This is a genomic window from Anaerobutyricum hallii (assembly GCF_900209925.1).
GTDB classification, from domain to species: domain Bacteria; phylum Bacillota; class Clostridia; order Lachnospirales; family Lachnospiraceae; genus Anaerobutyricum; species Anaerobutyricum soehngenii.
The window spans coordinates 1,861,615-1,886,063 of the sequence record NZ_LT907978.1 but is presented as its reverse complement, the minus strand read 5'-3'; the positions used below and the strand labels follow the sequence as shown (position 1 = coordinate 1,886,063).

Annotated in this window: 26 protein-coding genes; 23 read left to right on the top strand and 3 right to left on the bottom strand. The window is 36.0% G+C overall.

Features of this window, described 5'->3' with window-relative positions:
• Positions 1–112 precede the first annotated feature (112 nt).
• From EHLA_RS08620 to rsfS, 10 genes are all read left to right on the top strand, one after another.
• Entirely contained in the window at positions 113–769 is a 657-nt protein-coding gene (locus EHLA_RS08620; RefSeq protein WP_096240320.1) for a 3D domain-containing protein, read from the top strand.
• Between the two features lie 77 nt (positions 770–846).
• A complete protein-coding gene (locus EHLA_RS08615) occupies positions 847–2,058 on the top strand; it encodes a ribonuclease E/G (protein ID WP_096240318.1) in 1,212 nt (403 codons plus the stop codon).
• Between the two features lie 152 nt (positions 2,059–2,210).
• On the top strand, positions 2,211–2,519 hold the full coding sequence (gene rplU, locus EHLA_RS08610) for a 50S ribosomal protein L21 (protein ID WP_005343669.1): 309 nt from the start codon (positions 2,211–2,213) through the stop codon (positions 2,517–2,519).
• Positions 2,520–2,578: 59 nt separating this feature from the next.
• Positions 2,579–2,905, top strand: coding sequence for a ribosomal-processing cysteine protease Prp (locus EHLA_RS08605; protein WP_021907472.1), 327 nt, complete (start codon positions 2,579–2,581; stop codon positions 2,903–2,905).
• A 5-nt stretch (positions 2,906–2,910) separates the two neighbouring features.
• Positions 2,911–3,192 carry a 50S ribosomal protein L27 gene (gene rpmA, locus EHLA_RS08600; RefSeq protein WP_005343674.1) on the top strand — a complete coding sequence of 94 codons (282 nt, stop codon included), beginning with the start codon at positions 2,911–2,913 and terminating at the stop codon, positions 3,190–3,192.
• A 296-nt stretch (positions 3,193–3,488) separates the two neighbouring features.
• The gene (obgE, locus tag EHLA_RS08595; protein ID WP_096240316.1) at positions 3,489–4,778 is read left to right on the top strand and encodes a GTPase ObgE; all 1,290 of its coding nucleotides are present in this window, start codon (positions 3,489–3,491) and stop codon (positions 4,776–4,778) included.
• A 76-nt stretch (positions 4,779–4,854) separates the two neighbouring features.
• Positions 4,855–5,142: a ribosome assembly RNA-binding protein YhbY gene (gene yhbY, locus EHLA_RS08590; RefSeq protein WP_021907474.1), complete on the top strand. Its 288-nt coding sequence runs from the start codon at positions 4,855–4,857 to the stop codon at positions 5,140–5,142.
• A gap of 18 nt (positions 5,143–5,160) precedes the next feature.
• Complete coding sequence (gene nadD, locus EHLA_RS08585) at positions 5,161–5,802, top strand: nicotinate-nucleotide adenylyltransferase (protein ID WP_021907475.1); 642 nt, start codon at positions 5,161–5,163, stop codon at positions 5,800–5,802.
• 4 nt (positions 5,803–5,806) lie between these two features.
• Entirely contained in the window at positions 5,807–6,376 is a 570-nt protein-coding gene (gene yqeK / locus EHLA_RS08580; RefSeq protein WP_096240314.1) for a bis(5'-nucleosyl)-tetraphosphatase (symmetrical) YqeK, read from the top strand.
• A 2-nt stretch (positions 6,377–6,378) separates the two neighbouring features.
• On the top strand, positions 6,379–6,732 hold the full coding sequence (gene rsfS, locus EHLA_RS08575) for a ribosome silencing factor (RefSeq protein ID WP_096240312.1): 354 nt from the start codon (positions 6,379–6,381) through the stop codon (positions 6,730–6,732).
• A 119-nt stretch (positions 6,733–6,851) separates the two neighbouring features.
• Here rsfS and lexA read toward each other — a convergent pair whose 3' ends face one another.
• The 3 genes from lexA to EHLA_RS08560 all read right to left on the bottom strand — a co-directional run bounded on the left by lexA (position 6,852) and on the right by EHLA_RS08560 (position 9,405).
• Positions 6,852–7,478 (bottom strand): transcriptional repressor LexA, encoded by a 627-nt coding sequence (gene lexA, locus EHLA_RS08570; RefSeq protein WP_021907478.1) that lies wholly within the window; start codon positions 7,476–7,478, stop codon positions 6,852–6,854.
• Positions 7,479–7,576: 98 nt separating this feature from the next.
• Complete coding sequence (locus EHLA_RS08565) at positions 7,577–8,725, bottom strand: sensor histidine kinase (protein WP_096240310.1); 1,149 nt, start codon at positions 8,723–8,725, stop codon at positions 7,577–7,579.
• Positions 8,722–9,405, bottom strand: coding sequence for a response regulator transcription factor (locus tag EHLA_RS08560; protein WP_096240308.1), 684 nt, complete (start codon positions 9,403–9,405; stop codon positions 8,722–8,724). Before EHLA_RS08560 ends, EHLA_RS08565 begins: the two co-directional genes overlap by 4 nt.
• Before the next feature lie 110 nt (positions 9,406–9,515).
• On the opposite strand from EHLA_RS08560, the gene EHLA_RS17020 reads away from it, so the two are divergent.
• The 13 genes from EHLA_RS17020 to EHLA_RS08495 all read left to right on the top strand — a co-directional run bounded on the left by EHLA_RS17020 (position 9,516) and on the right by EHLA_RS08495 (position 24,409).
• Positions 9,516–9,659: a CD1871A family CXXC motif-containing protein gene (locus tag EHLA_RS17020; RefSeq protein ID WP_096240306.1), complete on the top strand. Its 144-nt coding sequence runs from the start codon at positions 9,516–9,518 to the stop codon at positions 9,657–9,659.
• Positions 9,652–10,524 (top strand): 4Fe-4S binding protein, encoded by an 873-nt coding sequence (locus EHLA_RS08550; RefSeq protein ID WP_096240304.1) that lies wholly within the window; start codon positions 9,652–9,654, stop codon positions 10,522–10,524. The genes EHLA_RS17020 and EHLA_RS08550 overlap by 8 nt, the downstream gene beginning before the upstream one ends.
• A gap of 17 nt (positions 10,525–10,541) precedes the next feature.
• The gene (locus tag EHLA_RS08545) at positions 10,542–11,435 is read left to right on the top strand and encodes a TlpA disulfide reductase family protein (RefSeq protein ID WP_096240302.1); all 894 of its coding nucleotides are present in this window, start codon (positions 10,542–10,544) and stop codon (positions 11,433–11,435) included.
• Positions 11,436–11,580: 145 nt separating this feature from the next.
• Entirely contained in the window at positions 11,581–11,805 is a 225-nt protein-coding gene (locus EHLA_RS08540) for a Lar family restriction alleviation protein (protein WP_021907483.1), read from the top strand.
• A gap of 293 nt (positions 11,806–12,098) precedes the next feature.
• Positions 12,099–14,555, top strand: coding sequence for an ATP-binding protein (locus EHLA_RS08535; RefSeq protein ID WP_096240298.1), 2,457 nt, complete (start codon positions 12,099–12,101; stop codon positions 14,553–14,555).
• Positions 14,548–15,162, top strand: a complete 615-nt coding sequence (locus tag EHLA_RS08530) for a response regulator transcription factor (RefSeq protein WP_096240297.1) — start codon at positions 14,548–14,550, stop codon at positions 15,160–15,162. The genes EHLA_RS08535 and EHLA_RS08530 overlap by 8 nt, the downstream gene beginning before the upstream one ends.
• 83 nt (positions 15,163–15,245) lie before the next feature.
• Positions 15,246–16,037 carry a Cof-type HAD-IIB family hydrolase gene (locus tag EHLA_RS08525; RefSeq protein WP_096240295.1) on the top strand — a complete coding sequence of 264 codons (792 nt, stop codon included), beginning with the start codon at positions 15,246–15,248 and terminating at the stop codon, positions 16,035–16,037.
• A gap of 10 nt (positions 16,038–16,047) precedes the next feature.
• The gene (locus EHLA_RS08520; protein WP_096240293.1) at positions 16,048–16,830 is read left to right on the top strand and encodes an HAD family hydrolase; all 783 of its coding nucleotides are present in this window, start codon (positions 16,048–16,050) and stop codon (positions 16,828–16,830) included.
• Positions 16,831–17,368: 538 nt separating this feature from the next.
• Entirely contained in the window at positions 17,369–18,067 is a 699-nt protein-coding gene (locus tag EHLA_RS08515; protein WP_096240291.1) for an ABC transporter ATP-binding protein, read from the top strand.
• A gap of 10 nt (positions 18,068–18,077) precedes the next feature.
• Positions 18,078–20,429, top strand: a complete 2,352-nt coding sequence (locus tag EHLA_RS08510) for an ABC transporter permease (RefSeq protein ID WP_096240289.1) — start codon at positions 18,078–18,080, stop codon at positions 20,427–20,429.
• A 746-nt stretch (positions 20,430–21,175) separates the two neighbouring features.
• Complete coding sequence (locus EHLA_RS08505) at positions 21,176–22,489, top strand: hypothetical protein (RefSeq protein WP_096240287.1); 1,314 nt, start codon at positions 21,176–21,178, stop codon at positions 22,487–22,489.
• Between the two features lie 10 nt (positions 22,490–22,499).
• Positions 22,500–23,057 carry an RNA polymerase sigma factor gene (locus tag EHLA_RS08500; RefSeq protein ID WP_173854280.1) on the top strand — a complete coding sequence of 186 codons (558 nt, stop codon included), beginning with the start codon at positions 22,500–22,502 and terminating at the stop codon, positions 23,055–23,057.
• Positions 23,057–24,409 (top strand): hypothetical protein, encoded by a 1,353-nt coding sequence (locus tag EHLA_RS08495; protein WP_096240283.1) that lies wholly within the window; start codon positions 23,057–23,059, stop codon positions 24,407–24,409. Before EHLA_RS08500 ends, EHLA_RS08495 begins: the two co-directional genes overlap by 1 nt.
• Positions 24,410–24,449: the final 40 nt, after the last annotated feature.

Sequence of the window (24,449 nt, the reverse complement as noted above, 5' to 3'; positions counted from 1 at the left end):
ACAAAAATATTAATTAGATTACTCTTTTTGTTAAAAAAGGGTTAACAAAATGTGATGAATATGTTATAATACATTTCGTAATAGAAATTGAAAGACGAAAAGGAGGTCTATTATGAAGTGTAAACAGTATAACATCATCGCAGCATTCATTTTTATGTTAAGCTTTCTCTGCCTTTTCCCGCAGAAGGTTTCTGCACAACAGATTAATTCGAACAATACACAGTTAAGTGTTCAGCCACAGGCGTCGATACGATTGAATAAAGTGGGTTCCGTTGTAGAGCGGGGCGATAAGATTAAGTTAAGAGTGAACATATCTAACAGCCGCTCAAAGAAGATAATCTGGACTTCCAGTAAGAAAAGAGTTGCAACGGTAAAGCGTAACGGACAGGTTACCGCAAAAGATAAAGGTACTGCAGTTATTACAGCAAGGATTGCCGGAACAAACATTTGTGCACAAAGTGTTGTTACTGTTAAGAATTACATAACAATGCGTGTCCGCACAACCGGTTACTGTAACTGTAGAAGTTGTGCAGGAAAGTGGGCAGGCTGTATGACTGCCAGTGGGAAAAGACCAAGAGCAAAGCATACGATTGCAGTAGATAAGCGATTAATTCCTTTAGGAACGAAGGTTAAGATTGGTAAGATTATCTATACAGCAGAAGATACTGGAGGAGCAATCAAAGGAAAAAGGATTGATGTCTATTATTCCAGTCATCGTCAGGCATCTGCACATGGTGTGAAGTATCGAAAGATTAAAGTATATATTTAATATAATTATATAAAAAGGCCGGTGAAGAAGTTCATCGGTCTTTTTTCAGCCAGAAGATTAAATTGAGGTTATCATATATGGAAATGAAAAAAAATAAGTTAGTCATATCAGAAAAAGAAGGAGTCATCTGTTATGGATATTTTCAGGATGGTATTCCGGAAGAACTTTATTGTGAGCCAAAGGAACAGGAAAGTCTTCTTGGAAATATTTATGCAGCCAGAGTAGAACGTATTGCGGAAGGAATTCAGGGAGCTTTTTTAGAAATAGGCGAGGGACAGAAATGTTATTATTCCTTATCTGGAGAACAGCCGATAAAGTTATCTCCTGGACATGAAAATAAGCTTTACGGCGGAGATATTATTTTAGTGCAGATTACGAAAGATGCTGTTAAGACAAAACTGCCGGTATGCACAGGAAACGTTAGTCTGGATGGCAAATATTTTGTTTTTACTCTTACAGAAAAACGTATCGGTATTTCAAAAAAAATTCGAAAGAAAGAGGAAAGAGAGAGATTAGATTCCCTTGCAAAAAAATATACAGATGAAGACTACGGCATCATTGTACGTACGAATGCAGCAGGGATTGCAGAAGAAATACTGACAGAAGAGTTAAAAGTATTACAGCAACGCTATCAGGAGCTGATGAGAAAAGCGAAGATTGCTGTGGGAAAGACTCTTTTATACAAAGAACCGCCGTATTATATTACTCTTGGGAAAGAACTGCCGGCAAAAGCCTTAGATGAGATTTTGACAGACAGTAAGGAAATATATGAAGAATTGCAGGAGTATTATAAAAAGGATACTTCTTTTGATGAAATATCTGTTACTTTTTATGAAGATACCTATTCCCTTTATAACCTGTATCGTTTTGCTCATTATTATGAAGAAGCTTATGGCAAATATATATGGCTAAAATCCGGAGCAAGTCTTGTAATTGAACATACAGAGGCAATGACTGTAATTGATGTAAATACCGGAAGTGTGTTAAAGAAAAAACGTCAGGAAGATACTTTATTTTATCAAATAAATCGTGAAGCCGCGAAAGAAATCGCAAGACAGATCCGCCTGAGGAATATTTCCGGTATCATTATGATTGATTTTATCAATATGAAAGACGAAAAACAGAAAGAAAAATTACTACTTTTATTAGAGAATGAATGTAGAAAAGACAGGATACACTGTAATGTTGTAGATATGACTGCATTAAATCTTGTAGAGATGACCCGGAGTAAAGTCAGAAGGCCTCTTTTGGAACAAATAACTGTTTGCAGGAAAATGCAAAAAAACTAAAAAATTTTCAAAGAGTTTTTTAAAGAGTTTTTATAAAAAACACTTGACATTATATCGAATGGCTGTTATTATAATAGCCGTATGCCGCACAGTTCGGTATAAGTTTCATAACAGAACACCAAAACTGGCGAGTAATTATTAGGAGGTGCCATATGTACGCTATTATTGCAACAGGTGGTAAACAGTATAAAGTAAGCGAAGGCGACGTAATCAAAGTTGAAAAGCTTGGTGTTGAAGCTGGATCTGCTTATACATTTGACCAGGTTTTAGTTGTAGGCGGAGAAGAGACTAAGGTGGGAGATCCTGTTGTTGCAGGTGCAACAGTAGAAGCTTCTGTAGTTGAAGACGGTAAAGATAAAAAAGTTATCGTTTACAAGTACAAGAGAAAAACAGGCTACCACAAAAAACAGGGTCACAGACAGCCTTATACTAAAGTTAAGATTGAAAAAATTAATGCTTAATTAAGGTTAAGTGAGCAGAAACAGACGAGACAGTTTGTTAAACAAAAACTGGTAGAGATATGATTCAGATTACTATCTACAAAAAGCCTGAGAATCAGTATAAAGGATTTCAGGTAATTGGTCATGCTGACAGTGTAGAAGAGGGAGCAGATTTAGTCTGCTGTTCTGTATCTGTACTGACAATTAATCTGGTAAACAGTCTTGATATGTTTACTGATGATGAGTTTGAGGTGACAGAACAGGAAGAACTTGGACTTGTTCAGGTTACTTTTAAGAATCCTCTCAGCGACAAAGCATTGTTGTTGATGAATTCCTTTGATCTTGGAGTTCATTCTATTGAAGAACAGTATGATATCTGGTTAAAAGTTATAACAAGGGAGGTGTAACGACTATGATGAAAATGAACCTTCAATTCTTCGCACATAAGAAAGGTGTTGGTTCCACAAAGAACGGACGTGATTCTGAGTCCAAGAGACTTGGTGCGAAAAGAGCAGACGGACAATTTGTAAAAGCTGGTAATATTCTTTACAGACAGCGTGGTACAAAGATTCATCCAGGCGTTAATGTAGGACGCGGTGGAGATGATACATTATTTGCATTAGTAGATGGTGTAGTACGTTTCGAAAGAAAAGGCAGAGATAAAAAACAGTGCTCTGTACATCCAGTGGCATAGTTAAATCTTGTTTATCAGCGGCTTCAAAGCGTTTTGATTTGAAGCCGCTTTTCTTCTATACTCTTAAATTATATCCGTAGCTATTTGTGATTTTTCGACGGCTTAAATTTATTTGGGCATGCATGTAGAATGTTGGAAGTATTGCATATTTAGCTGCATTATTTCACTATAAATTAAATTTCAATTAGCAGAACTATGTATTTATAATCTGGTTCTGACCAATATTTCAAAATACAACAACAGAAAATATATAGACAACAATATAGATAAAAATATATAGAAAGGATGTGTATGTAATGTTTGCAGATCGTGCGCGCATCTTTATCCGCTCCGGAAAAGGCGGAGATGGACATGTCAGCTTCCGAAGAGAACTTTATGTACCAGACGGCGGTCCGGACGGCGGAGACGGCGGAAAAGGCGGAGATTTAATATTTGTAGTTGACCCTGGATTAAATACACTGGTTGACTACAGACATAAAAGAAAATATTGTGCCGGTGATGGAAAAGAAGGCTCGAAAAAGAAATGTACCGGAGCAAGCGGAGAAGATATGATTTTAAAAGTGCCGGCAGGAACGGTTGTAAAAGATGCAGAAACCGGCAAAGTCATTCTTGATATGGCAAATCGTACGGAACCGGTAGTGCTTTTAAAAGGTGGTCGTGGTGGAAAGGGTAATCAGCATTATGCTACAGCAACAATGCAGGCACCAAAGTACGCACAGCCAGGACAAAGAGCAAAAGAACTGTGGGTTGATTTAGAACTTAAAGTAATTGCAGACGTTGGATTGATTGGATTTCCGAATGTTGGAAAGTCTACGTTTCTTTCTCGTGTAACAAACGCCAAGCCAAAGATTGCCAATTATCATTTTACTACACTTAATCCAAACCTTGGTGTAGTAGACTTAGCAGAAGGAAACGGTTTTGTTATCGCGGATATTCCGGGTATCATTGAAGGTGCTTCAGAAGGTGTTGGTCTTGGATATCAGTTCTTACGTCATATTGAACGTACGAAAGTAATGATTCATCTTGTAGATGCGGCCTCTGTTGAAGGCAGAGATCCGATTGAAGATATCATAGCGATCAATAAAGAATTAGAGGCGTATAATCCGGAACTTGCCAAGCGCCCACAGGTAATCGCAGCCAATAAAATGGATGCGATGCCAGAAGAGGACAGTGAAGTGATCATTGAAATGCTTGAAGAAGCTTTCGCAGACAAAGATATGAAGATTTTCCCGATTTCCGCAGTAAGTGGACAGGGTGTAAAAGAACTTCTTTGGTATGTTAATGATCTTTTAAAAGAATTACCGGAAGAACCGATTGAGTTCGATCAGGAATACTTCTTTGAACTTCAGGAAGATGATGATCAGGAATCTATCGTTGTTAAGATGGAAGAACCGGGCGTATACAGTGTAGAAGGTCCTAAAGTAGAGCGTATGCTTGGATATACGAACTTAGAATCCGAAAAAGGATTTGAATTCTTCCAGAAGTTTATGAAAGAAAACGGTATTTTAGATCGTTTAGAGGAACTGGGAATCGAAGAAGGGGATACCGTACAGTTATATAACCTTGCCTTTGATTATTATAAATAAATACCAATTAAAAAAAGAAAAAATGAAGTAGAAATATAGAAATAGAAAAATAGAAATAGAATAGAAAGGAAATATTATGACAAGCAAACAAAGAGCTTATTTAAAAAGCCTGGCGATGACAATGGACCCTATTTTCCAGATTGGAAAAGCATCTCTTACTCCAGAAGTAATTGAGGGAATCCGCGAAGCAATTGATAAAAGAGAATTAGTAAAAGTATCTGTTTTAAAGAACTGTTTTGATGACCCAAGAGAAATTGCAGAAGTTCTTGCAGAAAGAACTCGTTCTGAGGTAGTACAGGTTATCGGTAAAAAGATTGTATTATATAAACCAGCGAAGGAAAACAGTAAAATCGTATTACCATAAAGATACAGGTATGAAGTCATGGCAGATCATAAAAAAATAGGTATTATGGGAGGAACATTTAATCCCATTCATTTTGGACATTTATTGTTGGCAGAAACAGCATTTCATCAATTTCAGCTGGATGAGATTTTGATTATGCCAACGAAAAATCCTTACTATAAAAAGATTTCCAATTCTGTTACGGAAGAGGACAGAGTAGCAATGGCAGAACTTGCGATAGAAGATAACGGGCATTTCCGGCTTTCTAAAGAAGAACTTAACAGAGAGGGTAACACGTATACGGTTGAGACCCTCTCTCACCTTACCGAACGCCATCCGGATTATGAATACTTTTTTATTATGGGGGCAGATTCTCTTTATCATATTGAATCGTGGAAAGAACCGGAACAAATCTTAAAAATGGCTACAATCGTAGTAGCAGGGAGAGCCGGAACAGGGAGTTCTTTAAATAGTCAGATTGAATACATTGAGAATAAATATGATTCAGAAATACACCGTTTAAACTCTCCTGTATTAGAAATCTCATCGAATGATATCCGTAGACGGGTGAGAGATGGTGAGAGTATTCGATATCTTCTTCCTGATAAAGTAGAGCATTATATTTATGAACATGGTCTTTATCAGCCAGACGGTCAGGACGCAGAAAAAAAGGAGCAATAAAGCTATGATGCAAATACAGAAAATAAAAGAAAATTTAAAAAAGAAACTATCTTCAAAGAGATATGAACATACCATTGGTGTGGAATATACCAGTACCTGTCTTGCCATGCGGTATGGTGTAGATATTGAGAAGGCAAGAATTGCAGGTTTACTTCATGATTGTGCCAAATATCTTTCTTCTGAAGATAAGATTTCCAAGTGTGAAAGCTATGGAATTCCTGTTTCAGACTACGAACGAAAGAATCCGGAACTACTTCATGCAAAGCTTGGAGCATGTTTTGCAAATGAAATATATGGTGTGACTGATTCAGAAATACTTTCTGCAATCATTTGGCATACAACAGGCTGTCCGGATATGTCTTTGCTCGATAAGATTGTTTTTATTGCGGATTATATAGAGGCTAATAGAGATAAAGCAGAAGATCTGCCTAAAGTAAGAGAACTGGCATTTAAAGATATTGATGCCTGCCTGCTTCTTATTTTAGAAGATACGATTGCCTACCTTGCCAGAAAGAAAAGCGTGACTGATCCTATGACACAGAAAACATATGATTACTATAAAGAAAGGAATTAATCATGAACGAATCTAAAAAAATGGCTCTTCTTGCTGTAGAAGCATTAGAAGATAAAAAAGCAGAAGATATTACAATTATAGATATCAGCGAAGTATCTGTTCTTGCTGATTATTTTATCATTGCAGATGGTTTAAACCGTAATCAAGTACAGGCTATGGCTGACAGTGCAGAAGAAGCACTTGGCAGAGCAGGATATGATGCAAAGCAGATTGAAGGATACCAGAGTGCAAACTGGATTCTTATGGATTACAAGGATATCATTGTTCATGTATTCAGTAAAGAAGATCGTGCTTTCTATGATTTGGAAAGAATCTGGAGAGATGGAAAACAGATTAGTAAAGAAGATTTACAGTAGAATTAAAAAGAGTTCCCAGGACAGATACTTCTGCAGAGTGGATGTCCTGGGAACTCTTTTTACTTCTTCCTCTATATAATATAAGTGATTATGAGGAAGAAGTAATGAAATTCATAGTATTACTTAAATACACGATATAATCCGATAACCTTACCTACAATAGAGATTGGGGCACCTTGTGGAATAATGATGGGATCCATCGTATCGTTCTCAGGCTGGAGGCGGATGTGATCTTCTTCTTTATAAAATCTCTTTACAGTAACAGAGTCTTCTAATAATGCCACAATAATATCATTATCTGAGGCAGTTGGTGTTTCTTCTACTAAAATAAAATCTCCGTCAAAAATACCTGCATTAATCATGCTTTCGCCCTTTACCTTAAGCATAAATGTCTGCTTGTTGTTTACAAACTCCGGCATGATTGGGAAGTATCCCTGGATATTCTCGATTGCAAGGATTGGTTCGCCTGCTGTGACCGTTCCGACAATAGGTACATTCACAAGTTCTCTTCTTGTCAGGTTAAAATTATCATCTATGATCTCAATTGCTCTTGGTTTCGATGGATCACGTCTGATATATCCATTCTTCTCTAAAGTCTCTAAGTGAGAATGTACAGAAGAAGTAGACTTTAAATGAACTGCTTCACAGATTTCACGAACTGCCGGTGGGTAACCATGGCTTAAAATGGATTGCTTTATATATTCCAGTATCTCTTTCTGCTTTGCACTTATCTTTCCATAGCTCATCAAAATACACTCTCCTTTATAAACATATGTTTTTATAATAATTGTATCATGAGATACTATATAAAACAAGTGTTTTCGAAACTTTATTCGAAAAGGATTTATGAAAAAATCACCTCAAAAGTTGTGCCGGAGTTCGCATTGTCTTTAACGAAAATGCTACCGTCATGTACCCTTACAATTTCATGGACGAGTGCAAGACCAAGACCTACACCGCCAAGTGCCCGGCTTCTGGATTTATCCAGACGGAAAAAGGGTTCAAAGATTCGTTCTTTAAGTTCTTCGGGAATTCCGTTTCCAGTGTCCTCAACAGCGAGATAAATATGTTTGTCTCGCTGTGTTGCTGTTACTGTGACCGTACCACCGGAAATATTATATTTTATAGCATTTTCTACAAGATTATAGACCAGCCGGTAGATAAGTATATCGCTTCCTATTAAAATCACTTTGTCACATTTTCCAGTGAGTCTTATGTCTTTTTCCTGAGCAAGAGGTTCTAAATCGGCAAGGACTTCTTCAATCAGTGCATCTATTTCGATTTCTTCATCTCGTGCTATTGTTTGTAGTTCACTCATATCAAGAAGTGTCCTGACCATTTTGCTGAGCCGCTCTGTCTGTTCGGTAATCATTTTTATAGTCTGTTGTGCAGACGAATCATTGTCCGGATGCTGTGTGGAATTATAAAGATCAATCTGAAGTTGCATAACAGCAAGTGGTGTACGAAGCTCATGCGCAGCATTGGCGGTAAATTGCCGTTGCATTTCAAATGCCTCCGACAAACGTTCAAGCATCTTATTATATGAAGTACTGAGCTGATTCAGTTCTGGAATTTTACTTTCTTCTATTCGAGAATCCGACAGGTTTTGTGCCTGTACTTCTTCAATTTTTTTGGAAAAATCACATAGTGGTTTCAATGCATGACCGCTAATGAAAAAGGTAAGAACACCCCCAAGAAGGGAGAGCAATGTTGAAAATATAAGGCTATTTCTTTTGTAGTCTGCTTTGTTGTTATACACCTGGATTGAAAAATTCTTTGCGAAATTATTCCAGTCTTCATCCGGAATACGGATATAGATTTTATCTGAATTATTTCTACTGTTATTTTCACTTTTGGCATCTACAGTATTTTGCAGGGAGTCGATATAGTAGACTCCATTTTTGTAGATAAATATAGTAAGGCATCCACATATTATTGCAATCAGTAACGTTGTTATAATAGTGAGTCTCCACTGAAGTGATATTTTTTTCATGATACAGCCTCCACGAGCTTATAACCTTCCCCTATTTTGTTTACGATGGGGTCATAACCAAGCACAACTTTAAACTTTTTTCTAAGAGAAGACATATGTACCCGGATAGATCCACTAAAACTGTCTACAGATGCATCCCAGACATGTTCAATAAGTTCTTCCTGGCTGACAGGTCTGCCTTGATTAAGAAGTAAATATTCTAAAATCCCATTTTCTTTTCTGGTTAAAGATACAAGCGTCTCTTTCGCATATGCTTCCCGTTTTTTCGTATCAAACTTGATCTCTCCACAATGCAGACAAATGTCTTTTTGTATAAATTTACGTCTTGTCAGACTTCGGATACGGGCTTCTAATTCCTGCAAATGAAAAGGTTTTTCCATATAATCATTAGCCCCGGCATCTAAGCCTTCAACCTTATCCACAATCTGGCTTCTTGCAGATAAAATGAGAACCTTTGTTTCTTCGTTTTCCTTTCGGAGTTCTTTTAGAATATCCATACCATCTGTGCCGGGCAGATTAAGATCAAGCACGATTAGATCATAGTTCTCTGCCAAAATATAATCAAGTGCCTCATCACCATCATAGCAGGTATCTACTTCATAACCTGCCTGGTACAGAGTTTTTGCGATGGTATCACATAATTTCTTTTCATCCTCAACAATTAATAATCTCAAAATAATCTCTCCATTCGCTTAACAGAAATTTTACATCATCTATTGTATAATACAAAAGTCAGCAGGTCAACAAAGACAAATAGAATACTACATAGCATAAGAAAGGAGTAATACTAATCTTGAAATACAGGAAAATATCACAGTTTATTTTACTTATCGCTGGTGTGAGCATGATGGGCTACGGCGCTGTTAGAGGCGAAGCTACGGTTGTGCTTAGTAAAGCAATAAAATTATGTCTGGAGTGTGTAGGAATTGGATAAAAAAACAAATGTAATATCAAAAAAAATAGCCAGGTTACGTGGCTGGATACAGGCAGCTGCCACATTACTTACCAATATACATATCCCTAATCTATTTAAGGGAAGAATATATCAGGGAAATGCAAAAACAGTATGTGTGCCAGGATTGAATTGTTATTCCTGTCCTGCGGCAGCAGGTGCCTGTCCAATCGGAGCTTTTCAGGCAGTCGTAGGTTCATCAAAGTTTAAATTTACGTACTATATAACAGGATTTTTCATTTTACTTGGTGTAGTCTTCGGGAGATTTATATGTGGGTTCTTGTGTCCATTTGGGTGGTTTCAGGATTTACTTCATAAAATTCCGGGGAAAAAGTTTTCTACAGAAAAGCTCAAGCCTCTAAGGTATCTTAAATATATAATTCTTTTAGTTTTTGTTATACTTCTTCCGGTAGTTGTAACAAATTCTATTGGAATGGGAGATCCGTTCTTCTGTAAATATATTTGTCCTCAGGGAGTTTTAGAAGGAGCGATACCTCTGTCGCTTGGAAATGCTGCCATTCGCTCAGCGCTTGGAAAACTGTTTTCTTTTAAATTGATTATTTTAATCACAGTAATCATGCTTAGCATTCTGTTTTACAGACCATTTTGTAAATGGATCTGTCCGCTTGGCGCAATTTATTCTTTATTCAATAAGATATCTTTTCTTAGCATTAAGATTGAGGATGAGAAATGTGTCGGATGCCATCAATGTACAAAAGCATGCAAAATGGATGTTAACGTCATAAAGACTCCAAATCATCCGGAATGTATACGATGCGGAGCCTGCATGAAAGCTTGTCCTAAAGATGCGATTCACTATCAGTTTATAAAATTTAATGACAAATAAAAAGGAGGTTTTTTACCATGAAAACAAGAAAAACTATCATTATGATCCTTACACTTTGTGTAGCATTATCATTTACTGCATGTACAGGAAAGGGGGATTCGGGAAAAGCAGATTCTGCATCTGTGTCAGAAGGGACAGATAAGACAGAAGACCTGCAGGCAAAACTGGATGATTTATATCAACAGGAAAACCAGATTTTTGAAAAACACAAAGATGTCTGGGAAAAAGTATTTAGCAAGATGTCCAAAACAGATGCCGGTTCAGGTGACTATGCCGATTATCTTGCTTCTACGGTGGAAGCAAACAAAAAGTCTTTTACGGATGATGAATTGAAAACATTAAAAGAAGATATAGAGACAATCCGGGGAATAGAAGAACAGATAACGGAAGTCGAAAACAAACTGGATGCATCAGGTGCTTCCGAATCCGAAGATGATGATATAATCGCATTCAATAATATTTCAGGAAAAGATTTTGATGGAAATGATGTTGATGAAAGTCTTTTTTCTAAAAATGCAGTAACGGTTATGAATTTCTGGTTTACAGGATGTAAGCCTTGTGTAGCAGAATTGTCAAAGCTTAATGAATTAAATGATGCGATCAAGTCAATGGGAGGGGAAGTTGTAGGAGTGAATACCGATACTTTTGACGGAAAGGAATCTACAATAAAAGAAGCGAAGAAAATTCTTGAAAGCCAAGGTGCAAAATATCGTAATTTCGCACTGGATGCTAATTCAGATGCAGGCAAATATGCCTCTGAGATTATGGCATTTCCGACAACAATTCTTGTAGACAGAAAAGGGAATGTTGTAGGTGAGCCAATGGTTGGAGGAATTGATAATCAGGATAACTATGATGCACTTATGAAACAGATTCAGTCTGTAGTAGATGCAGATAGTGCAAATAAATAAGACAAACGCATAACGTAAAGTTAATACCTCATCTACATACTGTTTGTTTTAAAAAAAATTCATTATGCGAATCACATGACAACTGAAAAAAACAGTGTTATAATGTGTTTGAAAAAATAAAAAGAACAACAGAAAGAGGCTAATTATGGATATTGAAGAAATGTTAGAGATTCATGACTGTCCATTATGTGATGGTGGATCATTGTTAGAAGAAGAAAGTGGCTGTGGATATTATGTAATGTGTCTGGATTGTGGATGCCATTCTGTGACCATTGACTTCCACTCGGAAGAAGAACGACTAGAAGCCGCTAAAAAGACAGTAATGTTATGGAATGCCGGAAAGGTAATTTCAAGTCATCCAGGAGAATAGAATATAAAGAAAGGAAATTCTTATAAGTTTGATTTTGCTGCTTATAAGAATTTCTTTTTTTGTAGAAATACCAAGACTGTCCATAATCTTATCAGTGCAAACACATTTTTTATGGTAAAATATGATTGATATCAGGGTTAAAAGATCAAAGCTCCGTTCGTGCGTGAACGATAAGGTGTTTGACGTTGGAATCCGCGAAATATGAGAAAGCAGAGATTTACGTAGTAATTCGTGACATCATATAATTATAAGGATAGATATAGAACTATAAAAATATAAAAAAGGAATAGACTATGGATAGAAAAAGATTATTTGAAATTGGAAAAGTACTTTATCAGTCGAATCTGCCCTTTCGAGTGAGGTTATTTAATGTCTTGGCATCGCTTGGGTGTATCATCAGCCTTTGTAATGGAGTTTTTTCGTATTTAAACAATGGAGATAAGCGGATACTTATTATAAATGCAGGAATTGCAGTTCTTTCGCTCATGCTTCTTTTTTACGCATATTACAGGAAGAAATATCAAAGATGTTATTTTATAACGATAGTTGTAATTTTTATGATTTTATTTCCGTTTATGTTTTTTAAGAGTGGGGGATATAAAGGAGGAATGCCGTCCTTTTATATTTTCGGAGTTTTATTTACTGTTTTTATGTTAGAAGGCTGGCTGATGTTTTTCAGTGTTTTACTGGAGCTGGTTATTTATATTGCTACGATGGGAATCGCCTATTATTACCCTGTCTGTGTTAGCTGGTTTCATTCAGAAAAAGAAATTGTAGCTGATGTATTGACCGGTGTTGTTGTAGCGAGTGTATCTTTAGGCGCTGCAATGTATTTTCATTTTCGTATTTATAGAAAACAGCAGATTTTTCTTACGCAGGCAAGGGAAGAAGCGATGGAAGCAAACCAGGCGAAAAGTATCTTTCTTGCAAATATGAGTCATGAGATCCGAACACCAATCAATGTAATGCTTGGGATGAATGAAATGATTTTAAGGGAATCTGCCTCAAAAGAAATTGTTCAGTATGCAGAAAGTGTGGAGAAGGCAGGCCGATATTTATTATCACTTATCAATAACATATTGGATATTACCAGAATTGAATCAGGAAAGCTGGATATTACAGAAGAAAAGTTTGAGTTAAGACAGCTTATACAGGAAATATGGATGATTGGAACGAAGCAGGCAGAGGCAAAAAAAATAGATTTTGTTATTGAAGCGGAAGAAGAACTGCCGAAGTATTTGACAGGAGATGTGTTACATACGAAGCAGGTTATCTTAAATTTAATAAGCAATGCTGTAAAATATACGGAAGAAGGACGGGTTACATTAGAAATTAATGCAAGCGGAGACCAAATCATTTTTTCAGTAAAAGATACAGGAATCGGGATTCGAAAAGAGGATATGGACACACTATTTGATATGTTTACACGTGTGGATATGAAGCGGCACAGAAATATTGAGGGAAGCGGTTTAGGACTTACGATAGCAAAAGAACTTTGTGAACAGATGGGAGGACAGATTTATGCAGAGAGTATCTACGGGAAAGGAAGCCGATTTACAGTATGTCTGCCGCTAAAAAGTACAGGAGAAGAGAAAATCGGGAAGTGGAATTTCGAAGAAAGTAAAAAGGTATCGGAAGACCGAAAACGATTTTTTGCACCGAAAGCGAAGGTTTTGATCGTGGATGACAGCCAGCAGAATCTTCAGGTGCTTGCATCTCTTTTGCAAAGAACGAGTATGCAGTTAGATAAAGCAGGTAGTGGATTAGAATGTATCGAAAAAGTTAGAAGCAAAAAATATCACTTGATTTTTCTTGATTATATGATGCCAGAGATGGATGGAATGGAAACATTTCACAAGTTGAGAGAGGAGGAAAATGGACAGGAAGTGCCGATAATCGCTATTACTGCTGATGTTTCTACAGGTATTCGACAGAAATTTCTTTCAGAAGGTTTTGCGGATTATCTTTCAAAACCGGTTATGTGGGATAGACTAGAGGAGATATTGCTGCAATTCATTCCTGCAAATTTGATTTCAAGAGAAAAGGATGCAAGGGAAGAATGGAAAATAGAGGAAAAACAGATTTTAGAATTGAAACAGAAGATGAAACAATGGGATATTGAACTTTCAGAGGGATTACGTTTGCTAAGTGGGAGTATTTCGCAATATAGAAGGTTAGCAGAACTGTTTGTGGAATACTATGTGCCCAATAAAGAACAGTTAATTCAGAGTTTCGAGAGATTGCAGCAGACGCAAAATGAAATAAAAAATATGACAGGATTGCTTCATACTTTAAAAAGTAATGCCAGGGCTATAGGTGCAATAGAACTTTATGAATTATCTTTTACAATGGAGAAAAAAGGAAAGCTCCAAGATGTGAACTACATAAATAAAGCAATCCCCCTTTTATTTTTTGAGTGGGAGCGGGTGGTACAGGGCATATGCTTTTTTATCAAATATACAGAACCGTTTCTTTTAAAAAATAGCGCAAAGGATAGTCCAAAGCAGGCTGAAGGAGATGGTTGCAATGAAGGTTTTGAGAAAAAATATAAAGAAGCAAAGAAAAAGCTTCTTTGTGCGATTGGAAGATATCAGGGAAAATACGCAGAAGAACAGATAGAAATATTATTATCTTTAGAAAAGGATGCAGACCAAAGAAAACAATTGGAAAAGATACAGAAATCCGTTCGGAATTTAGAGTTTGATGAAGCGGAACAGCTTATGGAAGAATGGGAGAAAGGCTATGATTAAAAAAAGCATATTGATTATAGACGATGATATTATTTTATTAAAAACTGCCGAAGAAATACTTTCTGATTTATACAGTGTCAGTGTGGCAAAAGGAGGAAAGCAGGGAATTACGTTATTAAAAAAGGGGATTATTCCCAATTTGATATTGCTTGATATTGCTATGCCGGAAATGGATGGATATATGACGTTAGAAAAGATAAAAGGAATTCCAGGATGTGAAGAAGTACCGGTTATTTTTCTTACAGGATTTTCAGAATCGGATTATGAAGTAAAAGGGTTAAAAGCAGGGGCAACAGACTATATTGTGAAGCCTTTTGCCAAAGAGGTTCTTCTTGCGAGAGTAGAGATGCATCTTGCAAGAAGTGCGCAAAATTCACGAAAGACTGTTATAGATACGCAAATTCAGGAAAACAGAAAGAGAATACAGGAAAAACTAACACCAGTTGAATGGAAAGTTGCCCTGGCTGTTGCACAGGGAATGGAAAATAAGGAGATTGCCGAGCAGATGAATTATTCCTATGGATATATCAAAAATGTGATTACACGCATTTTTTTAAAACTGGACATAGAGAAGAGGAGAGAGTTGCGGAAATTACTCATAGGATAATTTCTACTTGACAGGAAAACAAAAAGCTGTAAAATAATAGGAGTGTTGTGTAAAAAATCAGAAGAATATACCAGGAGAAATATATGAAAAAAGATGCTGCAAAAGATATAAAAATAGCCTTTTTTGATGTGGATGGAACTTTAGTTGACATGGAGAAGAAGATAATTTCTCCTAAGATGATAGAGACATTAAAGCGATTGAAAAAGAATGGAATTATTTTATGTATTGCGACAGGACGAGGTCCATATATGGTTCCGACTTTTCCGGGAATTGATTTTGATGTCTTTTTAGCTTTTAACGCATCTTATTGTTATACAAAAGATGAAGTTATTTTTGAAAATCCAATATTAATTGAAGATGTGAGGAAAATTGTTGCAAATGCTGCCGCAATTAATCGTCCGATTTCTGTTGCAAACGTAGAAGGATGTGCTGCGAACGGCTGTGATAAAGACTTGGCGGATTACTTTGCTATCGGAAAGCAAAAGGTAAAGGTAGCGGATGATTTTGAAAAAATCATGAATGGGAAGGTATATCAGCTCATGGTTGGCTGTGGTAAGGAAGAGTATGAAGCACTGTTAAAAGATGTAGATGGTGCAAGAATTACTGCCTGGTGGCCACGAGCAGCAGATATTACACCGGCAAAAGGAAATAAAGGCGTTGGCGTAGAAAAAGTTTTAGAATATTATCACTTGAAAAAAGAGAATGCGATTGCATTTGGTGATGGTTCAAACGATATCGAAATGCTGCAGGCAGCAGGGATTGGTGTTGCGATGGGCAATGCGACAGAAGATGTGAAGGCAGCGGCAGATGTCATTTGCGGGGATGTTACGGAAGAGGGAATTTATTATTATTGTATAGAACATGGTTTGATTTAAGGAGAACAGAATGAACATAAAATTAGTTGCACTGGACATGGATGGAACATTACTTAACAGTAAAAAGGAAAAACCGGCAGAATTTATTCCATGGGTAGAAAAGCATCCGGAAATAAAAGTAGTGATTGCTAGTGGAAGACAGTATTATACTTTAGAAAAAGACTTTATGGAAATCAGAGACAAGCTTACTTTCATTGCAGAAAATGGTGGTCTTGTATTTGAAAAAGGTGAGGTCATTTTTAAAGATGAAATGGATAAGCAGGATGTATTAAACTGTATTGACCTGATTGAAAAAGTTCCTTATGCAACAGCAGTTGTCTGTGGGGCGAAGTCAGCATATGTCACAGAACCAGACGAGGAGATCCGTTATAACGTAGAAATGTATTATGAGCGTAAAACAATCGTGAAGGACTTAAGGGAAGCTGTGAAAAATGATGCAATCGTAAAAGTAGCTGTTTATTTTAAGAAAGAAAAAGCAGAAGAATCCATGAAATATTTTGAAAATGTCGGTAAAAATCTGAGTACGGTTTTATCCGGTGCAAGCTGGATAGACATTGCAAACAAGACAGAAGGAAAAGGAAATGCAGTAAAAGCAATCTGTGAAAAATATAGTATCGCACGTGAAGAGGCAATGGCATTTGGTGATTATTTAAACGATATGTCTTTGTTAGAAAGCTGTGGTGAAAGTTACTGTATGAAGAATGGACATCCGACTTTGAAATCATTGGCAAAGTATGTAACAGAAAAGACAAACGATGAAAATGGAGTAATGGAAGTATTGAAGAATCTTTGATTTTTGTTTGCTTAACAAATAAAGAAAGGGATTTTCTCTCGTAGATTGAAAAACAGATAAATAATAGAAAACCTGAAAATTATAATATATAAAACTGTATGACAGAGCTTTATGAAGAATGTTTTATTACATTCATCGGCTCCGCACTATAGTTTTGTATATTATAATTTTCAGGTTTTTTGTTTTTTTAAGAGATAAAAAGTTGTTTGAATAAAGGGAGAAGTTTTGAAAAAGCTATTGACATTTTGGTAAGTTAAAACTAACATAAAATAGTATAAAGATAGTAATATTAGTCTAAGCGTATAAAAGATAATTTATACTAACTTATATTCAAGTCGAGCAGCCGCGAGACTTGGCGCGTGATTTTGGTCAGCGTAAGCTGACATATTCTTTACAGAATCACTGCGCATCCTCGCGGAGCGTTTATCTCAGTCGGAGATTGGACTCCCACTGAGACAAATTTGCTGTCACTCACCACCTGAAAGAGGTGGGAGTCTTCTCGACTGAGATAAAAATAGAAAGAAAGGTGTTAGTGCTTATGTTTTTAGAAATAAAACAGATTAAAAAGTCTTTTGGTATAGGTGACAGCCAGGTTAATGTATTAAAAGGTATTGATCTGGGAATTGAAAAAGGAGAATTTTGTGTTTTGCTTGGACCTTCTGGTTCAGGAAAGTCTACATTGTTAAATATCATTGGTGGTATTGATGGAGCAGATTCCGGAAGTATAACGATTGAAGGAGAGCAGATTGAGGATATGACAGAGAAGAAACTGTCCTTGTATCGGAGAATACACCTTGGTTATATTTTTCAGATGTATAATTTAATTCCGAATCTTACGGTAAGGGAAAATATTGAAGTTGGAGCGTATTTAAGTGATAAACCACTTGATGTTGATGAGCTTTTACATACATTAGGACTTGATGAACATCAGCGTAAGCTTCCAAATCAGCTTTCTGGCGGACAGCAGCAAAGAACAGCAATTGGAAGAGCAATCGTAAAGAATCCAGATATTCTGCTTTGTGATGAGCCGACAGGGGCACTTGATTATAATACGTCAAAGGATATTTTAAGATTGATAGAAACGGTAAATCAAAAATATGGAAATACAGTTGTGATGGTAACGCATAATGATGCAATCAAAGATATGGCAGATCGTGTTATAAAATTAAGAGATGGAATGATTCGGAAAAATTATACGAATGAACAGAAGATTCCGGCAATGGAACTGGAATGGTAGGTGATTGGGCATGAAGAATCCTTTAAGAAAAAGATTTTTTCGGGAACTTCGAGAAGAAATCGGGAAGTATTTGGTTGTATTCATCCTTATGGCTGCAACAATCGGTTTTGTGTCCGGATTTTTAGTGGCCGATGGAAGTATGTTAACAGCATATAACAACAGCTTTCAAAAATATAATATTGAAGATGGAAAGTTTGAAACAGAAGAAAAAATATATAAAAATCAACAGGAAGATATCGAAAAAAAAGGGGTAACACTTTATGAGAATTTTTATGTAGAAAAAGCATTGCTTAACGGGACAACACTTCGTATTTTTAAAAACAGGACGAAGGTGGATAAAGTCTGTCTGATGAAAGGGAAGCTGCCAGAAAAAACTGGAGAAATTGCAATTGACAGAATGTATGCGGATAATAATAAATTATCTGTGGGAGACAGTTTGCAAAGTGGAAAAAGAAAATGGAAAATAACAGGACTGGTTGCTCTCTCAGATTACAGTGCCTTGTTTCAAAATAATAATGATACAATGTTTGATGCAGTAAAATTTGGAGCTGCAGTTGTGACGGAAGAAGAATTTTCTTCTTTTAATCAAAGTCAGCTTGTATATAATTATGCATGGACATATACCCATAAGCCAAAAACAGAGGCACAGGAAAAGAAAAAGTCCGAAGATTTTATGGAAGAACTTAGTAAAGATGTTACGCTAGAAGAGTTTGTACCACAGTATCTGAATCAGGCTATTCATTTTACAGGAGATGATATGGGAGGCGATCGGGCAATGATCATTGTACTTCTTTATATTGTTATCGCAATTATGGCCTTTGTATTTGGGATTACGACAAGTAATACGATTCGAAAAGAAGCGGGAGTAATCGGAACATTACGTGCATCGGGCTATACAAAAAATGAATTAATACGGCATTATATGTTCATGCCACTTCTCGTAACATTTATTGGAGCCATTGTTGGTAATCTTTTAGGATATACTGTTTTTAAAAATGTTTGTGCAGATATGTACTATGGAAGTTACAGTCTTCCAACGTATGTAACTCTCTGGAATGCAGAGGCTTTTCTGCTTACAACGGTAATTCCGGTTTTCATTATGTTTGTTGTAAACTATGCGATATTGCACAGAAAACTAAAATTATCACCATTGAAATTTTTACGAAGAGACTTAAGTAAGAGGAAGCAGAAAAAAGCATTTCCTCTTAGTTCGAAAATCAATATTTTTGTGAGATTCCGTCTGAGAGTTATTTTTCAGAATTTCAGTAATTATATTGTATTATTTGTTGGAATTGTTTTTGCAAATCTTTTGCTGTTCTTTGGACTGCTTTTACCATCTGTGCTTGATCATTACCAGACAGATATCCAGAATAATATGCTCGCAAACTATCAGTATATGCTTTCGGTCCCGACCAGTGCCATGAGCAGCAACAAACTATCCAGTTTATTTTCTCTACTGGAGTATTCTCTTGGTACAAAAACAGAAAATGAAGATGCAGAAGAATTTTCTGCGTATTCCTTAAATACAACACCAAAAACATTTAAAAGTGAGGAAGTCACACTGTATGGTGTGAGATCAGACAGCAAATATATTAAAATTAATTTAAAAGATGAAAAGGCAGATTTGCAGGAAAACAGTAAGATAACAGCCGATGTTTATATTTCGTCTGCTTATGCAGATAAATTTTCATTGAAGCCGGGAGATGCGATTACTTTAAAAGAAAAATACGAAAAAGAATCTTACACATTCCGGGTAAAAGGTATTTATGCTTATAATGGAGGACTTTGTATTTTTATGAATCAGAATCAGCTAAATCGAATCTTTGACCTTGGTTCGGATTATTACAGTGGCTACTTTTCTGACACCGAAATAACCGATATCAGCAACAAATACATCGGCTCCGTCATCGATTTAAATGCCCTCACTAAAGTATCCCGTCAGTTAGATGTATCTATGGGAAATATGATGGGACTGGTAAATGGATTCGCCATCGCTATCTTTTTAGTACTTATCTACCTGCTCTCAAAAATCATTATCGAAAAAAATGCCCAGTCTATCTCTATGGTAAAAATACTTGGTTACAATAATGGAGAAATCAGCAGGCTTTACATCTTATCGACTTCCATTGTCGTTGTGCTGTGTCTGCTGTTAAGCTTTCCATTAGAAACGATTTTTATGAAAGTAATCTTTCGAGAAATGATGCTCCAAAGTTTTTCCGGCTGGATTGCCCTGTACATTGCACCGGAAATTTATGTGAAAATGTTTCTTATTGGAATTGTAAGCTATGCAGCAGTTGCATTATTAGAATATCGAAAAATCAGGAAAGTACCGATGGATGAAGCTTTGAAAAATGTAGAATGATAACTTTTGATTTGTAAATTTCGTGTAGACGAAAAAAGAAAAAATACCATATCCCATCTGCTCTGTAGTCGCGGTGTTTAAAATGCTCATCCGCATCTTAAACACGCTCCGAAGCCGCATCTGGGATATGGTATTTTTTCTTTTTTCTGTCTAATCTAAATCCATAGTTTGGCAACATGGAATGTAGCAGAAGGATATGACTTTCCGGGAAATTAAATTTTAAAGGATTGACATTCAAATTGTTGTAAGTTGTATCAAATGTGTATCGACTTTTATGTCAAATTATGTATATGATAATCATATGGTAGCCATTAACCAGCCTGCCGGAAACGTATATCATTTTTATTAGCAAAGTGATGTTCTTAAATGTGATCGACAATCAATCACATAAGAAGGAGAAATATTTCAAGATAGACAACATATTTTATATCTATTTAATTCCATAGAAAGCTACAACTTTCTGGAGAATTCCTATTCTTACCAATTGTGGATTTGGAATGGTCAGAAAAAAGAAAAAACAATATATCCCAGATGAGGCTTGGGAGCGTGTTTAAGATGCGGACGAGCATTTTAAACACCGCGACTACAGAGCAGATGGGATATATTGTTTTTTCTTTTTTCGTCTACACCGAATCTACAAATCAAAACTTTTTTGTGGTATTTTGTTTTTACATCGTATTTGTTAGTATAGAAAGTACCAAGTTGATATGAAGTTTGGAAAATTACCTTTGCGAAAGGAGGTTTTTATGGACAGCAGGAAAATATTTGATGCCATCGATGCCTGCGATGATGTATTTATTAAGGAAGTCATTCAGGATATAGAAAGTAGACGAAAAAAGCAGAAGAGGTTGCGACGATTGTTCTTTAATAAGAATCAGCATTTGTCAGGCATTCGTATTGCGGCGGCAATTGTTCTTTTTATTGTAGTTCTGGGAGTTGGAGTAAAGACAACGGCACATATTTCTACGCTTTTTCGTGATTGGATGGAAAATGTTTTTCAGAAAAGTGATGTTACGGAGATTGTTCCAGATAGTAAAACAGTAGATATGGGTGACTCTAAGATTTCCTTAAAAAATGATGTGCAGATGACAGGGCAGAATGAAACATTTCTTTATGAGACGAGTTATGATGGAATAGAAGAAAAAGTAGAGAAGGTATTTTCGATTGAGGGGGAAAAACAAAAGGAGCTTTTGAAGAAGAAATTTGAGGGACATTATAATCATTTAGAAATTTCTTTTGAATATTCAATGATTGATAACGAGATTTTTGCCTACAACATGCATGGAGCGGTAGAAAAAGTTTTCCCAGTGATACAACAAAATACAGTTTATGCAGTTCTTGAGACTTCTGCGAAAGAATATACGCAAAATTCTAGCCAGAAAGGGAGTCGTCTGGTTGCGATTAATTTAAAGACCGGTGAAATACAAAGTGAGCTGGCTTTAAAGACAGTAATTGACTTTGTGATGGCACCGAATGGCAGATATGCGTTGGTGCAATATAATCTCATCCAGTCGGATGGAAGTGTAAAGAGAAAGTGGACTTCTTTTGATTTACAGACGAAGGAAGAAAAGAACCTGGAAAAGCTAGAGAATAAAAATTTGGAAATTGATACATCGAACTTTATAGATACTACGCACATTGCAGTAGGTGGCAAGGTAAATAATGAAGGAGATTATGAAACTTTATATTACACAGATATTTCTACAGGAAAAACGAAAGAATATACCGAATATGGAAATGTGACTCCAGAATGGAATTGCGATTATAGTGTAAAAAAGAAAACAGCATTATTTCAGAATATAGTTACAGGTGAAGAATTTCTGATAAAAAATATAGAGACAAATCCATCTTATTCCATATCCATTTATAAAGATTATTTTCTTATATGGAATGAGGAAGATTTGCCTGCCTATCTTTGCAATATAAAAAGAAAAACAGCAGTGAAATTAAATCCACCGGAAGAACTAAGGTATACGCTACAGGTGTATTTTTCACAAAAGGAAAATGCGTTGTTATTTACAAATGAAAAAGAAGTATATCTGGTAAATCTTGAGAAGTAAAGGAGTGAAAATGATGACAGATAAAGAAATTATTGCTTTATATTTTAAGCGTTCTGAAAATGCGATTGAGCAGACTGATGTAAAGTATGGAAAGCTGTGTCATTCGATTTCCATCAATATTTTAAATGATACAAGGGACAGTGAGGAGTGTGTGAACGATACATATCTTACACTCTGGAATAAGATTCCTCCGAAAGAACCGAATCCGTTTAAGGCATACATATGCCGAATTATAAAAAATCTTTCCCTAAAAAAATATGAATTTAATCATGCCAAAAAGCGAAACAGTGCGTATGAAACGTCTCTTGATGAGCTGGCAGAATGTGTGAGTGATGGGACAGAAGCATCTGACAGTGTAGAATTTGAAGAATTAAGAACAGCAATTAATACATTTCTTTCTGAACTTCCGGAGAAAAAAAGAATCTTATTTTTACGCAGATACTGGTTTTTACAGCCGGTAAAAGGAATTGCAAAAGATTATGGAATCACAGAAAAAACAGCATCCATGCGACTTGCCAGACTTCGTGAAAAATTGCAGCAATATTTGCAGGAAAAGGAGTTGATCTGATGGATAAAAAAGAACTGTTTCGTGCGCTTGATGCCTGTGAGGATTGCTTTATTAGGGAAGCGGCAGAAGATATTCAAAAAAGAAAACCATCAATAATTCGGAGATTTTTCTTTGTAAATTCTTCGGAAAGCCCAGAAAAAGATATGAGAGAGCTGTCTGGTATAAGAGTTGCAGCAGCAATTGTCATCTGTGTTATAGTGCTGAGCATTGGAGTACAGACAGCGGCTAGAGTTTCTACTGTTTTTCGTGATTGGATTGAGCAGACATTTCAGATAAAAAGTTCTTCTGATAATCAGAAAGGAAAAAATGGCAGAAGTAATGAGGAAGAAACAGGAAGAGTTCGCCGAAGAAATAACAAAGCAGATGAAGGGCAAGACTCCATTTCACAAATTGAAAAAGTGCCAATGAAAGATAATCTACAGATTGTGGGAACGAATGAAAGTTTTATTTATGAAAGTAAAACGGATGCAAACTCCGATGAAATCGTAGAGAAAGTCTATAGCATTAAAGATGGTAAACTTAGCAAATTGCCAATGCAATCCTTTTCGGGCAGTTATAAGAGAAATACATTCTTTTTCCAATATTCCATCATCGGTCAGGAGATTTTCGGCTATAATTACAGCGAAAATCTAGTGCAGGTATTTGATCAGATAAATAAGCAGGGAGAAGTTTACCTTTCCGTAGAAAATGCCAAAGGAAATGAACAAATTCTTTGCGTAAATCTAAAAAGTGGAGAATGTAGACAGGTCGCAAAACCTGGGGACGGAATGAATATGAGCATGTCTCCAGATGGAAAATATATCTTAATCAATCACAGTAAATCATATTGGACTGTCTTTAACACAGAAAACGAAACGGAAAGAAAAGTAGAAGGACTTTCAGGCTATGCACTTTCTAATGAATATGATTTCATTAATAGTGACCATATTGCCGCTGTTGGAGATGCATTTACCAAAAATAATACCGAATTCTATCGCCTGAATTATATTGACCTTCAAACAGGAAAAGTGAAAGTATATCCTGAACATGGTGATATTAAAGGCTGCTGGACTTATCAGTGTGATACGAAGAAAAAACAGTTAGAAATAGAGAATCTTATAACAAAACAAAAGAAGGAGATTCTTTTAAAAAAGGCAGAAGATATTCATATAATGCAGATTAATGGAGATTATGTTTTATTAGGAACAGATTCCGATGATGTGTATTATCTTTATAATTTGCAGGAGGATGCTTATAGAGAATTGGACATACCGGAAGAAATTCGGGGGACATTAGAGATGTATGTTGCAAAAAAGGAAAGAAAATTATTGCTTACGAATGAGAAAGAAGCGTATTTGGTGAACTTAAAATAAAAATTATATATAGAGGTATCAAAGATATAGATTCTGTATT

Coding starts and splice junctions, on each gene's coding strand:
- EHLA_RS08605 (WP_021907472.1), top strand. CDS start 2,579: ATGATTCAGATTACTATCTACAAAAAGCCTGAGAATCAGTATAAAGGA.
- EHLA_RS08495 (WP_096240283.1), top strand. CDS start 23,057: ATGGATAAAAAAGAACTGTTTCGTGCGCTTGATGCCTGTGAGGATTGC.
- EHLA_RS08515 (WP_096240291.1), top strand. CDS start 17,369: ATGTTTTTAGAAATAAAACAGATTAAAAAGTCTTTTGGTATAGGTGAC.
- yhbY (WP_021907474.1), top strand. CDS start 4,855: ATGACAAGCAAACAAAGAGCTTATTTAAAAAGCCTGGCGATGACAATG.
- EHLA_RS08525 (WP_096240295.1), top strand. CDS start 15,246: ATGAAAAAAGATGCTGCAAAAGATATAAAAATAGCCTTTTTTGATGTG.
- rplU (WP_005343669.1), top strand. CDS start 2,211: ATGTACGCTATTATTGCAACAGGTGGTAAACAGTATAAAGTAAGCGAA.
- lexA (WP_021907478.1), bottom strand. CDS start 7,478: ATGAGCTATGGAAAGATAAGTGCAAAGCAGAAAGAGATACTGGAATAT.
- EHLA_RS08565 (WP_096240310.1), bottom strand. CDS start 8,725: ATGAAAAAAATATCACTTCAGTGGAGACTCACTATTATAACAACGTTA.
- EHLA_RS08520 (WP_096240293.1), top strand. CDS start 16,048: ATGAACATAAAATTAGTTGCACTGGACATGGATGGAACATTACTTAAC.
- rsfS (WP_096240312.1), top strand. CDS start 6,379: ATGAACGAATCTAAAAAAATGGCTCTTCTTGCTGTAGAAGCATTAGAA.
- EHLA_RS08620 (WP_096240320.1), top strand. CDS start 113: ATGAAGTGTAAACAGTATAACATCATCGCAGCATTCATTTTTATGTTA.
- EHLA_RS08500 (WP_173854280.1), top strand. CDS start 22,500: ATGATGACAGATAAAGAAATTATTGCTTTATATTTTAAGCGTTCTGAA.
- obgE (WP_096240316.1), top strand. CDS start 3,489: ATGTTTGCAGATCGTGCGCGCATCTTTATCCGCTCCGGAAAAGGCGGA.
- EHLA_RS08545 (WP_096240302.1), top strand. CDS start 10,542: ATGAAAACAAGAAAAACTATCATTATGATCCTTACACTTTGTGTAGCA.
- EHLA_RS08540 (WP_021907483.1), top strand. CDS start 11,581: ATGGATATTGAAGAAATGTTAGAGATTCATGACTGTCCATTATGTGAT.
- EHLA_RS08510 (WP_096240289.1), top strand. CDS start 18,078: ATGAAGAATCCTTTAAGAAAAAGATTTTTTCGGGAACTTCGAGAAGAA.
- EHLA_RS08535 (WP_096240298.1), top strand. CDS start 12,099: ATGGATAGAAAAAGATTATTTGAAATTGGAAAAGTACTTTATCAGTCG.
- EHLA_RS08530 (WP_096240297.1), top strand. CDS start 14,548: ATGATTAAAAAAAGCATATTGATTATAGACGATGATATTATTTTATTA.
- nadD (WP_021907475.1), top strand. CDS start 5,161: ATGGCAGATCATAAAAAAATAGGTATTATGGGAGGAACATTTAATCCC.
- rpmA (WP_005343674.1), top strand. CDS start 2,911: ATGATGAAAATGAACCTTCAATTCTTCGCACATAAGAAAGGTGTTGGT.
- EHLA_RS08615 (WP_096240318.1), top strand. CDS start 847: ATGGAAATGAAAAAAAATAAGTTAGTCATATCAGAAAAAGAAGGAGTC.
- yqeK (WP_096240314.1), top strand. CDS start 5,807: ATGATGCAAATACAGAAAATAAAAGAAAATTTAAAAAAGAAACTATCT.
- EHLA_RS08505 (WP_096240287.1), top strand. CDS start 21,176: ATGGACAGCAGGAAAATATTTGATGCCATCGATGCCTGCGATGATGTA.